Source organism: Bradyrhizobium diazoefficiens, assembly GCF_016616885.1.
Taxonomy (GTDB): Bacteria; Pseudomonadota; Alphaproteobacteria; order Rhizobiales; family Xanthobacteraceae; genus Bradyrhizobium; species Bradyrhizobium diazoefficiens_F.
Genome location: NZ_CP067102.1, coordinates 900,041 through 913,329, shown reverse-complemented (window position 1 = coordinate 913,329; position 13,289 = coordinate 900,041). Strand labels below are relative to the sequence as shown.

Sequence of the window (13,289 nt, the reverse complement as noted above, 5' to 3'; positions counted from 1 at the left end):
CTAGTCCTCTTCCGGCTTTCGATGATTAATTTTGATGCAAACGTATGCAATGGCTATGCCAATGAGGAAACTTATTCTGCAAATTGCCCCTGCGACGACAAGTCCTTGTGATCGCGTCGGCCTAAAGGCAACGCGCTGCCTATTCTGGCATCAAGATTGCAGGTTTGGCCCCGAATTCTTCCTGGGAGCTTTGGGCCATGCGTACCCGATTATCGACCTGTCTCGCCGTGCTTGCGCTGGCCTCATTCGCAATCTCGGCGCGCGCTGAAACGGTGGTGCGCTACGGCATCTCCATGGCGGATATTCCGCTGACGACGGGCCAGCCCGATCGCGGCGCCGGCGCCTATCAGTTCACAGCCTATACGATCTACGATCCGCTGGTGGCGTGGGAGATGGATGTCTCCGATCGCCCGGGCAAGCTGGTGCCGGGGCTCGCAACGGAATGGAAGGTCGACGACGCCGACAAGACCAAATGGCGCTTCGCGTTGCGCAAGGGCGTGAAGTTTCACGACGGCAGCGAGTTCAACGCCGATGCGGTGATCTGGAATCTCGACAAGGTGCTCAACGACAAGGCGCCGCAATTCGACAAGCGGCAGAGCGCGCAGGTGAAGACCCGCCTGCCTTCGGTGGCGAGCTACGCCAAGATCGACGATTTCACCGTGGAGATCACGACCAAGACCGTGGACTCCTTCTTCCCCTATCAGATGCTGTGGTTTCTGGTGTCGAGCCCGGCGCAATATGAAAAGCTCGGCAAGGACTGGGACAAGTTTGCGAGCCAGCCCTCCGGCACCGGCCCGTTCAAGCTGACGAAGCTGGTGCCGCGTGAGCTCGCCGAGCTCAGCAAAAATCCGGACTACTGGAACGCCAGGCGTATTCCCAAGGTCGACAAGATCGTGCTGGTGCCGATGCCGGAGGCGCTGACCCGCACCAATGCGCTGCTCGCCGGCCAGGTCGACCTGATCGAGACGCCGGCGCCCGATGCCGTGCCGCAACTGAAAGCCGCCGGCATGAAGATCGTCGACAACGTCACACCGCATGTCTGGAATTATCATCTGAGCGTGCTGCCGGGCTCGCCCTGGACCGACATCCGGCTGCGCAAGGCACTCAATCTCGCGATCGATCGCGAAGGTGTGGTCGGCCTGATGAATGGCCTGGCCAAACCCGCCAAGGGCCAGGTCGACCCGTCGAGCCCGTGGTTCGGCAAGCCGAGCTTCGACATCAAGTATGATCTCGCTGCTGCCAAGAAGCTGGTCGAGGAAGCCGGCTACTCCAAGGCAAAACCGCTGAAGGCCACGTTCATCATCGCGCAGGGCGGCACCGGCCAGATGCTGTCGCTGCCGATGAACGAATTTCTGCAGCAGAGCTTCAAGGAGATCGGCATCGACATCGACTTCAAGGTGGTCGAGCTGGAGACGCTCTATACGCACTGGCGCAAGGGCGCGGCCGACGAGATGAACGCCGGCATCACCGCCAACAACATCGCCTATGTCACCTCCGATCCCTTGTACGCCATCGTCCGCTTCTTCGCCTCCGACCAGATCGCGCCGGTAGGCGTCAACTGGGGCGGCTACAAGAACCCTGAGGTCGACGCGCTGATCAACAAGGCCAAGCAGACCTTCGACACCGCCAAGCAGGACGATCTGATCGCCCAGGCCCACGCGCTGATCGTCGACGACGCCGCGCTGGTCTGGGTCGTCCACGACACCAACCCGCATGCGCTATCGCCGAAGGTGAAGCAATTCGTGCAGGCGCAGCACTGGTTCCAGGATCTGACGACGATCGGCGTGGACTGAGGGCGGCGGGGAATCGTAGGGTGGGTTAGCCCTGCAGATGCGCGAAGCGCATCTGCTCGGCGTAACCCATCATGCTTCTGCGAATGCGGACCGGAGTTGGTGGGTTACGCCTCGCGAACTGCGCTTCGCGCGGTCGCGCGGCTAACCCACCCTACAAGCAACAACACTACTTCGTCAGCAGCGCATACGCCCCCGTCCAGCCTTCCGCCGGCGGATTGGCGCGAAACTCCTTGATGCGGGCTTCGTACAGCTTGAACAGCTTTTCCAGCGTGTCGGCATCCTCGCTGCGGCGGCCGCGTTCGATGGCGTCGAGTGCGCCGTGCCAGTCGCGGTTGCGATAGCAGCCGAGCATCTCGATGGTAATGTTGCGCAGGCGCTGGAACGCACCCGACTGCATCACATCCTCGCGGCCGGCGATGGCATAGATCACCTCCGGCTCGCTCTTGCCCTTGACCATAATGAAGTCGAGCTCGAGGATCGCGAACTTGTCCTTGGCGGCGAGCGCAGTGCGGGAGCCGACGATGATCGGAAAGCCGTATTCCTTGGTCTGGCCTTCCAGGCGTGACGCCAGGTTCACGCTGTCGCCGAGCACCGAATAGTTCTTCTTCAGGTCGGAGCCCATGTTGCCGACGACGCCGATGCCGGTGTTGAGACCGATGCCGACGTTGAGCGGGATATAGACGTGGCCGCCATCGGCGGCTTCCTGCTCGCGCTCTCTATTGACCACGTCGATCTTCTCGAGCATCCGGATCGCGGCTTCGCAGGCGTTGACCTGGTGCTCGGCATCGTCGAGCGGGGCATTCCAGAACGCCATGATGGCGTCGCCCATGTATTTGTCGACGTAGCCCTTCTCCTCGATGATCACGTCGGTGAGCGGCGTCAGGAAGCGGTTCATCAGCACGATCAGCCCCTGCGGATCATGCTTGTAGCTCTCCGAGATCGTGGTGAAGCCGCGCACGTCGGAGAACATGATGGTCATCTCGCGCTCCTCGCCGCCGAGCACGACCTTTTCCGGCGACTGCGCCATCTGCTCGACCAGAACGGGCGACATGTATTGCGCGAAGATGCCGCGGATCTCCTTCCGCTGCCGCTGCTCGCGCACGAAGCTCGCGAAGATGAAGGTCAGATAGATCGCGGTGGTCGACAGCAGCGGATAGGTGAAGTCGATGAGGTAGCGGTACCGCCAATAGTAGAACCAGGACGTGCCGATCAGGATGGCGGCGAACATCGCGCCCGCGAGCACGAGCCGGACGGGGCCGAGGTTCGGCGTGAAGATGATGACGAGAATGCCGATGATCAGCGCGGCAAGCAGCTCGACGCCGAGCGCGTAGTTCGGCTGGGAGATCACCGCGCCGCTCAGCACGCTTTCGAGCACCTGGGCGTGGATCTCGACGCCGGGCATGGTCGAGGACACCGGCGTGGTCTTGAGGTCGTACAGCCCGGCCGCGGAGGTGCCGATCAGCACCAGCTTGCCGGCGATCTTGCTCGGCGAGATGCTGTTGTCGAGCACGTCGGCGGCCGACACATAGATTGAAGGGTCCTGGCGGGCATAGTGCACCCAGAGCTGGCCGTTCTTGTCGGTCGGGATCTCCATGCCTTTGAGGCGGATCGCCCGAATCCCGGTCTTATCGGTCCTCACCAGCAGCGTCGGCGTGCCGGTGATGACCCGCAGGATCTCGAGGCTGAGCGAGGGCATGATGTTGCCCTGGGCACGCATGATCATCGGCACACGGCGGATAAAGCCGTCGCGCTCGGTCTTGATGGAGAACAGGCCACGACCGGCGGCGACCTTCTCGATGACGGGCACGTTGCGCAGCAGGCCGGGGAATTCGAACAGAAACTTTTCGGCGTTCTCTTCGCCGACCGTCGCGACGCCGGTGAAGGGAAGCGTCTTGTCGAGCTCGGAGCCGACCTTCGGCTGCCCGGTTTCGCCCAGCACCACGAGCGAGCGCTTGATCGCATCCGAGAGGATCTGGTCGTTGCTCGGCAACTCGCGCAGCCTTGTGCGGGTGGCGTCGTCAAGATAGCGCATTTGGCTCGCGACCAAATCCGGATTGAGCCGGTCGGGCTCTGAAAACACCACGTCGAAGCCGATCGCCACCGCACCGTTGTTGGTGAGGTTGATGATCATGTCCGCGATCCGTGTCCGCGACCACGGCCATTGGCCAAACTTGGCGAGGCTCCTGTCGTCGATGTCGACGATGGTGACCGGCCGCACCCCCTTCTTGTCGCGCGGGTCGATCAGCTGGAACATGTCGAAAGTGCGCAGCCGTATTTCCTGGACCGGCGGCGGATCCCAGAGGCGCAAGCCGGCGAAGACGACGAGCAGCCCGAGGCAGACCATCCGCGCAAAGCCGAACTTTCGCGCAAACCACCGGCGCAGGATTTTGAGACGTTTCATTCAGATCGGATATCACGCTTTGACGATGAATGGCAGTTCCGGCCGGGTATGCAGGCGACCGGTAACGTCCAAAATCCTCAGGTATGAACGATGAAGTCGCTCGCGTGGAGACTGCTGGCGGTGACACCCTTCAGGAGGATGGTGTCTGCCGCATCAATCGTGATCAGGGTATCCGCCGAATTCATCGGCGAGGCCGCCACGTGCTGACTCATCCAGACGGAAACGTCGTGGGTCGTGACGACTGCCGACAGGTCGATATGGTCGTGACCGGGCCCGAAGTTCACGATCGTGTCGCGGTTCGAGTTGGCTGCGAACACAAACTGGTCGCGCCCAACCGTTCCGAAGAACACGTCCTTTCCGGTCGTCCCGGTAAGGGCGACATTGTTCTCCTGCCCCTCTTCACGGAGATTGAAGATCAAATTGAGCGTGTCGGTCGCACCGTGACCATCGGCCACCGTCAGCGTGACCTTGTCGGTCGAAGGTTCCCCGCGGCCTTCATTGTAGGTCAGGGTGCCCAGCTTCGTATTGATGTTGGCAAGAGAACCCGCACCCGACGACGGGCTGACATTGCTGCCCCAAGCCGCGGTGGCCGCGTGAAGCGTGAAGGTTTCACCCGCAGCAGCGTCGGCATCGGTGATCTTGAGGCCGTGAACGACGATTTGCTCGTCGTCACGCTGGATCACGCTGATATTGTCGACATTGAGCACGGGCGCATCGTCCGCACCGGTCACGCCCACCGTGAGCGTCGCCGTGCCCACGGCGCCGTGGACGTCCGTGGTCTGGACGGTAAAGGTGTCCGAATAGTTGCCTGCCGGCAGCGCGTCGATGGCTTCGGCATCCGCAGCGTAGCTGTAGGTGCCGTCGGAGTTGACCGTCAGCGAGCCATACTGGCCCGCAACCGTCGTTACCGCATGGTGCGCCGTATTGACCGCGGCGTAGGTCAACGTCGCCGTCTCGCCGGCGTCGGCATCAGTTCCGGCCAGCTTTCCGGTGAGAGCGGCGAAATGATCGGGCGCCGCCGTGTCCGTGAGCGTGCCCGCGTCGACATTGGTCAAGGTCGGGGCGTCGTTGGCGCCGTGGATCGTGACGGTGACGTCCTGCGTGACCGACGCATGGTGATTGTCGGTGAAGGTGACCGTGTAGATTTCAGTGATGGACTGGCCCTGAGCCAGCGATTGCAGCACGGGATTGCTGTTGTCGAGGCTGAAGTGCCAGCCCAGCGTCGCACCGTTGTTGGAGTCGGTGTTGACCTCGGTCACCGCCGAATCAATCGTGAAGGTGCCGAGAGACGTGCCGTCGGTGAACCCGGGCAGATGCGCAGTCGATGTCGACGACTTGAAGACCGATGTTGCCGTGTGCGTGTCGATCAGATCGAGATCCTTGATCGCCAGCGTGCCGCCGGTCGACAATGTCGGCGTGGCCGCATCCTCGGTCACCCCGCCCTTCGCGGCCGCTGCATCGCTCGTGACGGTCGGTGCGTCGTTGGCGCCGTTGATGGTGACCGTGACGTCCTGCGACACCTGTGCACCGTGATTGTCGGTGAAGGTGACGGTGTAGACCTCGGTGATGGACTGGCCGTAGGCCAGCGATTGCAGCACCGGATTGCTATTGTCGAGGCTGAAATGCCAGCCGAGCGTCGCACCATTGCCCGTGTCGGTGTTCAGCTCGGTCACTGCCGGGTCGATCGTAAAGGTCCCCAGCGGCGTATTGTCGTCGAAGCCGGGCAGATGTGCGCTCGAGGCCGACGACTTGAACACCGCCGCGGCCGTGTGCGTGTCGATCAGATCGATATCCTTGATCGCCAGCGTGCCGCCGGTCGACAATGTCGGCGTGGCCGTATCCTCGGTCACCCCGCCCTTCGCGGCCGCTGCATCGCTCGTGACGGTCGGTGCGTCGTTGGCGCCGTTGATGGTGACCGTGACGTCCTGCGACACCTGTGCACCGTGGTTGTCGGTGAAGGTGACGGTGTAGACCTCGGTAATGGACTGGCCGTAGGCCAGCGATTGCAGCACGGGATTGCTGTTGTCGAGGCTGAAATGCCAGCTGAGCGTCGCACCATTGCCCGTGTCGGTGTTCAGCTCCGTCACTGCCGGGTCGATCGTGAAGGTCCCGAGCGCCGTACCGTCGCTGAAGCCAGGCAGATGCGCGGCCGACGTCGACGACTTGAACACCGCCGCGGCGGTGTGAGTATCGATCAGATCGAGGTCCTGGATCGCCAGCGTGCCGCCGGTCGACAATGTCGGCGTGGCCGCATCCTCGGTCACCCCGCCCTTCGCGGCCGCTGCATCGCTCGTGACGGTCGGTGCGTCGTTGGCGCCGTTGATGGTGACCGTGACGTCCTGCGACACCTGTGCACCGTGGTTGTCGGTGAAGGTGACGGTGTAGACCTCGGTAATGGACTGGCCGTAGGCCAGCGATTGCAGCACGGGATTGCTGTTGTCGAGGCTGAAATGCCAGCCCAGCGTGGCACCGGTGTTGGTGTCGGCGTTCAACTCGGTCACGGCCGGGTCGATCGTGAAGGTCCCGAGCGCCGTACCGTCGCTGAAGCCAGGCAGATGCGCGGCCGACGTCGACGACTTGAACACCGCCGCGGCGGTGTGAGTGTCGATCAGGTCGAGGTCCTGGATAACCAGCATACCACCGACCAGCAGCGTCAGCCCCGCATCCTCGGTCACCCCGCCCTTGGCGGCGGCTGCATCGCTTGTGATCGTCGGGGCGTCGTTGGTGCCGGTGATGACGACCGTGACGTCCTGGGTGACCTGCGCGCCGTGATTGTCGGTGAAGGTGACGGTGTAGATCTGGGTGATGGTCTGGCCTTCGGCCAGCGACTGCAGCACCGGGTCGTTGTCGTCGAGGCTGAAGTGCCAGCCCAGCGTCGCGCCATTGTCGGTGTCGCTGTTCGATTCCATCACCGACGGATCGATCGTGAAGCTGCCGATATGGCCCGTGCCCTCGCTGAAACCGGGCAGATGCGCGCTCGAGGCCGACGACTTGAACACCGCCGCGGCAGTGTGGGTGTCGATCAGGTCAAGGTCCTGAATGGTCAGCGTGCCGCTGGTCGACAGCGTCGGCGTGGCCGCATCCTCGGTCACCCCGCCCTTGGCGGCCGCTGCATCGCTCGTGATCGTCGGCGCATCATTGGTGCCGGTGATGACGACCGTGACGTCCTGGGTGACCGTCGCGCCATTGTTGTCGGTGAAGGTCACGGTGTAGACCTGGGTGATGGTTTGGCCTTCGGCCAGCGACTGCAGCACCGGGTCGTTGTCGTCGAGAGTAAAGTGCCAGCCCAGCGTCGCACCGTTGTCGGTGTCGCTGTTCGATTCCGTCACCGACGGATCGATCGTGAAGCTGCCGATATGGCCCGTGCCCTCGCTGAAGCCGGGCAAATGCGCGCTTGATGTAGAGGATTTGAACACCGCCGCGGCGTTGTGAGTGTCGATCAGGTCGAGATCCTGAATGGCCAGCGTGCCGCCGGTCGACAGCGTCGGCGTGGCCGCATCCTCGGTCACCCCGCCCTTGGCGGCGGCCGCATCGCTCGTGATGGTCGGCGCATCATTGGTGCCGGTGATGACGACCGTGACGTCCTGGGTCACCTGCGCACCGTGATTGTCGGTGAAGGTGACGGTGTAGATCTGGGTGATGGTCTGGCCTTCGGCCAGCGACTGCAGCACCGGGTCGTTGTCGTCGAGGGTAAAGTGCCAGCCCAGCGTCGCACCGTTGTCGGTGTCGCTGTTCGATTCCGTCACCGACGGATCGATCGTGAAGCTGCCGATATGGCCCGTGCCCTCGCTGAAGCCGGGCAGATGCGCGCTCGAGGCCGACGACTTGAACACCGCCGCGGCGGTGTGGGTGTCGATCAGGTCAAGGTCCTGGATCGCCAGCGTGCCGCCGGTCGACAGCGTCGGCGTGGCCGCATCCTCGGTCACCCCGCCCTTGGCGGCGGCTGCATCGCTGGTGATGGTCGGGGCGTCGTTGGTGCCGGTGATCGTGACCGTGACGTCCTGGGTGACTGTGCCGCCATGATGATCGTCGATCGTGACGGTGTAGATCTGGGTGATGGTCTGGCCTTCGGCCAGTGACTGCAGCGCCGGATCCTTGTCGTCGAGCGTAAAGCTCCAGCCAACCGACCCGACTGTGCTGACGCCGGGATTCTCGCGCACCGCCGCGAGCGCGAACGTGCCAATTTGAGAAGCGTTGTCGTTGAAGCCGGGCAGATGCGCGCTCGAGGCCGTCGATTTCAGAGCGAAGCTCGCGGTGTGAGTGTCCGTCAGATCGGGATCGTTGAAAGTGATGGTGCCGCCAGCCGACAAGGTCGCCGCCGCGTCCTCCTTGACTGCGCCGGTCGGAGTGGTCGACGTCGCCACAATCGTCGGCACGTCGTTGGTGCCCTTGACGCTGACATCGGCACCATTGATGGACACTGTGATCGGCGTGCTGACGACGCCGCCGTGCCCGTCGTCGACCTGAACCACGTAATTGAGGACCAGCGTCTCACCGTCGGCGAGGAAATCGAACAAGTGGTCGGGAACACTGTATGTCCAGGTCGCGGAACCATTGTTGCTGTTTCCCGCGCCCTGCACCACCGTCAAGGGCACCTCGACGGCGACGACTGCGGCAAGCTGCTCCGGCGTCAGCGATGCCGTGATATCGTGGCCATGCGCATCGAGATATTTGAACGGCTGGGTGGTCGAAAGCGCCGCGCCGACGATCGGGCGATCTGTCAGGTCGACGTCGGTGAAGGTGACTGCACCGGTAATGGTGTCCAGCGCAGTGTTGCCGGTCCCGATCTTCTCGATGACGGTGCCGCCCGACGTCGCCAGGGTGGGCTTGTCGTTGGTACCCGCGATCGTAATCGTGATCGGAATGTCGGTCGATTCGGGGTGGACTGCGAAATTGTCGTTGACGTGGACCATGTAAGTCAACGTCAGCGTCTCGCCCGCCGCGAGAAAGTCGAAGGTGTGATCGGGGATCGTGTAGGTCAGGGTCGCAGAGCCGTTATTGTTGTTGCCTCCGTCGGCGGCCACGTTGATCTGGATCTGCGTTGCCGCGATGTCCTGTTTCTGGAGAGCGCTGAGCGAGCCGGTGACGTCGTGATGGCCGGCGTCCATGTAGACGTAGTTCGGTGCGTCAGCGAGGTTCACCGACACCGTCGGCCGGTCGCCCAGGTTTTGGTCGACGAAGTTGATCCGGAAGATGAGGATGTCGGGCCCGACGGTGTCGCCGGTTGCATCCAAGTGATCGGCGGTCGCGTTCGCATGCTCGGTCAGCTTGAACGACGACGTCACATTGCCGTCGGCATCGAGGCTACGCGCCTGCGGCGGGCCGGGAAAGCGGTCGCCCCCCTTGTCCGTCCCACCTTGCCCAGGACCGGTGCCATTGTTGACGGTGTTGGTAAAGGTCGCGGTCGCTGTGGCACCGGTGTCGGTCTTGATAAAGACGATGTTGCCGTTCTGCGTGATGGTGTCGGTGAAGTTCGTGGTCAACTTGGTGTTGGTGTTGTTGTCCGTGAACTTCAGCGTGAACACGTCGGTGATCAGCTTCTGCACGTCCGGCGACAGCAGCGCATTGGTGACCGAGACGTTGCCGCCGCTGATCTGGATCATCTGGCCGGCCTGGTTGACCGTCGCGATCGGCAGCAGCGTCAGCTTGTCGAACAGGATGTAGGAGCCGGTGGTGCCGTTCGGCTCGACCAGCACCTGGAAGTTCGCCTGCGGCTGCGGATCGCCGCCGCCGGAGGGAACGACGAAATTGATCTCGGTCAGCACCGCTGTGCCGCGAATGCCCATGGTGGCGACCGGCGTGTCGATCTTCATGTCGCCGTGCTTGGCGGTCTCGCCGGCGACGAAGGTGATGGTGCCCGCGACCAGGCTGAGCAGCGAGGAATTGTTCGACCCGTTGGGGTCGTAGACCATCTCGTTCAGCACCATCCGCGCGTTGGAGGACAGGCCGAACACGGTGCCGTCGATGAAGGTGACGCCGAGCGTCGAATCCGAGCCGGTCGAGACCACGTCGCCCTTCTCGACATTGTCGCCGTTGTTCAGGATGACCGAGACGCCGTTGCGGATCGCGGTCGCGCTGCCGGTCAGCTTGGTGACGTGGCCAATCACCTGCGCCGCGGCAGCGCCGGGCGCGGCCTGCGCGTATTGAACATAACCCGTGAGCGCGCTGACGATATCGCCGGTGAGATGGGCGCCATCAGGCGAGGCGATCGCCGCGCGCTTGTCGCCCCTGAAATAGTCGTGAACGACGACCTCATGGCCGTCGTGCGACAGCACGAGATCGACACCCGTGCGCTTGAACTCACCGTGAAAGATCAGATTGGGGTCGGCAACGACGACCGCGCCGTCGGGCACGTGGCCATGCGCCTTGGCGGTAAAGGAATCGACATGGTCTGAGGCAGCCGGGCGGGAACCCGGGCCAACCAAAGAGAGCGCGGCGTCAAATTTGCCAGCGTAATTCAATCAAGCACCGAAAAAGGTTAATTATTAAGAAGTAATCCACCGCCTAAGCTTGCATATCATTACCAAGTCCTTAGCGAAACCATCTATTGCTTGTGTGATTTCGCATCACTTGGCCGCCCATGACTATGCCTATAGCGACATCCATAGATAAGCTCAGGTATTTTTCCGAATATTTTGGGGTCAAATCCGGCTTATTGCGCACATTTTCAGTCGTCTAAAGTAATCAGCCGCACTGATCTGGCGACAGATACTTGCGTCATCTTTCCTTCGTGGTTCCCCGCAGCATCCTGCGGCAAATACGGAGTTAAATCTGTGATCCAGCTAACAGAACCCGTGAAATAGCCGGTCGTTAGCCATAGACGTAGAATCGGCGCGCCCACAACTTCTGCCTCCAATTGGCGCCATTTCGCGGCGGCGCGGCCTCTCCTAGCCAGCGAATCGTAAAATTTTACGCAATTTGCGCAGGCCCGGTTCAGCCTGCCCAGCGGTTTTGGCGCCCCGCCCAAGCGCGTTAAGCAGAACAAAACGGCCCACCTCGCACTATCTCCGCGAAAGCAACAAGCCCGGCACGTCAAGGTCGAAGGGGACCTGGCGAAGCCGGATAAGGGGATGTCAGATGGAGACCGCTGCTCGCTCGCGCGCCTGGCGCGCTGTCCTTGTCCTGTGCGGATTGATCCTGGTCGGATCGGCCGCCGACCTTCGTGCCGGCACATTGCTGTCGCCGGGCGCTGGCGTGCTCGTGCGCAAATCGGCCGAGCCGTTCGGCGTGTTCGCCTTCGCCATTTCCACCGGCGGCCTGCGGCAGAAATGGTTCGCGCTGAAAGAGAGGCTCGACGGCGACATGGTGCAGCTGGCGCTGTGCGATGGCGACCGCGACAATTGCGCCTCGCCTGCGGCGCTGAAACTGCTCGCCATCGTCGACCAGGCCCGCAGCCACGACGGCCGTGCGCTGCTCGGCGAAACCAACCGTGCCATCAACCTCGCCATCCGCGCCGAAAATGACGGTGCCGAAGACATCTGGAGCTCGCCGCTCGAGACCTTCCAGCGCGGCGCCGGCGATTGCGAAGATTACGCCATCGCCAAGCTGGCCGCGTTGCGGCTTGCCGGTGTCGCCGCGGAGGACCTTCGCCTCGTCGTGGTGCGCGATACCCGCAACGGCGAAGGCCATGCGGTTGCCTCGGCAAAGCTCGACGGCCACTGGCTGATGCTGGATAACCGCCGCATGGCGATGGTCGAGGATGACGACGCGCGCAACTACCAGCCGCTGTACGTGCTCTACCAATCCGCCGTGCTGAAATATGTCGGCGAACCCGTGCGCGGCGAAAGCCAGCGGGTGTCGATGGTGTCGGCCGAGGCCGAGGCGCGCTGACCTCGCCGCAACCACCCGCCACAAACCCATTTCGCCGCACGATCCGGGACGCTAGCATGGCCATGGCCATGCTGGGGGCAATTGGAATGCGGTTGATCGTGCTGACTGTGCTTGCGCTGCTGGCGTTACCGGTAGTGCTGGGTTGGCCTGCGGCACCAGGCTTCGCGCAATCCGGCACATCCGATCGCTCCGTGGCCGACAGGCTGCCGCTGTTCGCCGGGAACAACTGCCAACAGATCCGCGACCCCGGCAATCAATTGTTCTGCGGTGATCCCGAGCTGTCTGTCGCCGCCGAAAAGCTCAGCACCGCTGTCGAGGCGCGGCTCGCCCGGCTGCCGGATCGCCTGCCTGGCATCGAAGAGAACGCGATCTGGATCCGCCAACGCAATCTCGGCTGCGGCATCGTCGGCCAGACCGCGATCCGCGCTGAGGATTTTGACCGGGTGAAGGCCTGCCTTCTCAAGGTGACCGAGGATCGCGCCGCGATCGTGCGCGATCCGGATTTCGACTGTCTCGCGGCCAACACCGCGGCCGGCGCGCTGATCTGCGCAGACCCGTCGCTGGCGCTCACCGAGACCGAGCTCAACAGCCAGGTGCTCGGCCTGATCGGCAAGCTGGACCCGACCGCGGCGCGCTTTGCCTTCGCCGAATACGGCCGCTGGACGCGAGAGCGCGATCGCAAGTGCAATCTGGTCGGCAAGGAGAACGTGCCGCTTCAGGAGCTTGGCTCCGCGGAAGATTGCCTCGCCGATTATCTGAAGCGCAAGACCGACGAGATCGCGGCCGCCAAGGGCGATCCGAAGAAAGTGTTCGGCCGGCAGGTCGCGGCCAAGGAGCCCGACACCGATGCCGTCGACTTCTGCGCCGCGCGCATCCACGCCGCCAATTCGTGCGGCAATTTCCTCCGCATCAACCGCGTCTACGCGCTCGACAGCCAGGTGACGGATCAGGAGGCGCAGGTCACCGGCGAGATCGAGATGGTCGTGCTGGCACCGTTCACCGCCTGCAGCAAGGTCGCCTCGACCTGCACCGGCACCTGCTGGGACCCCAGCACCGGCCGGCCGCAACCGGGAGCCGGCAACAAGGAGCGCGCCGCAGCCGCCTTCAACGTCACGCGCCGCCTGCGGATCCAGCGGACCTTTGCTTTCGTGAAAGCCGCCGACGGCTGGCGTTGCCGCGAAGACGCGCTGGCGCCGGTGAACTCGGGCACCGCTGGCGGGGGGTCGTGAGGTTCTTCTTCCTTCTCCCCTTGTGGGAGAAGGTGG

The 13,289-nt window shown here is 63.1% G+C and carries 5 protein-coding genes; 3 read left to right on the top strand and 2 right to left on the bottom strand.

What is annotated here, in order from left to right; genetic code table 11:
• Positions 1-197 precede the first annotated feature (197 nt).
• Positions 198-1,793 (top strand): ABC transporter substrate-binding protein, encoded by a 1,596-nt coding sequence (locus JJC00_RS04205; protein WP_200471492.1) that lies wholly within the window; start codon positions 198-200, stop codon positions 1,791-1,793.
• A 166-nt stretch (positions 1,794-1,959) separates the two neighbouring features.
• Here JJC00_RS04205 and JJC00_RS04200 read toward each other — a convergent pair whose 3' ends face one another.
• On the bottom strand, positions 1,960-4,194 hold the full coding sequence (locus JJC00_RS04200) for a CHASE2 domain-containing protein (protein ID WP_200471491.1): 2,235 nt from the start codon (positions 4,192-4,194) through the stop codon (positions 1,960-1,962).
• 77 nt (positions 4,195-4,271) lie between these two features.
• Positions 4,272-10,655 carry a VCBS domain-containing protein gene (locus JJC00_RS04195; protein WP_433996482.1) on the bottom strand — a complete coding sequence of 2,128 codons (6,384 nt, stop codon included), beginning with the start codon at positions 10,653-10,655 and terminating at the stop codon, positions 4,272-4,274.
• Between the two features lie 616 nt (positions 10,656-11,271).
• Between JJC00_RS04195 and JJC00_RS04190 the strand changes: the two genes are divergently transcribed.
• Together JJC00_RS04190 and JJC00_RS04185 are read left to right on the top strand one after the other, a co-directional pair.
• Positions 11,272-12,024, top strand: coding sequence for a transglutaminase-like cysteine peptidase (locus JJC00_RS04190; protein WP_200471489.1), 753 nt, complete (start codon positions 11,272-11,274; stop codon positions 12,022-12,024).
• Between the two features lie 86 nt (positions 12,025-12,110).
• Positions 12,111-13,253, top strand: coding sequence for a lysozyme inhibitor LprI family protein (locus JJC00_RS04185; protein ID WP_200473975.1), 1,143 nt, complete (start codon positions 12,111-12,113; stop codon positions 13,251-13,253).
• Positions 13,254-13,289 lie beyond the last annotated feature (36 nt).

Excerpts from the sequence above, each read along its gene's own strand:
- JJC00_RS04190 (WP_200471489.1), top strand. The coding sequence starts at position 11,272 with ATGGAGACCGCTGCTCGCTCGCGCGCCTGGCGCGCTGTCCTTGTCCTG.
- JJC00_RS04200 (WP_200471491.1), bottom strand. The coding sequence starts at position 4,194 with ATGAAACGTCTCAAAATCCTGCGCCGGTGGTTTGCGCGAAAGTTCGGC.
- JJC00_RS04205 (WP_200471492.1), top strand. The coding sequence starts at position 198 with ATGCGTACCCGATTATCGACCTGTCTCGCCGTGCTTGCGCTGGCCTCA.
- JJC00_RS04185 (WP_200473975.1), top strand. The coding sequence starts at position 12,111 with ATGCGGTTGATCGTGCTGACTGTGCTTGCGCTGCTGGCGTTACCGGTA.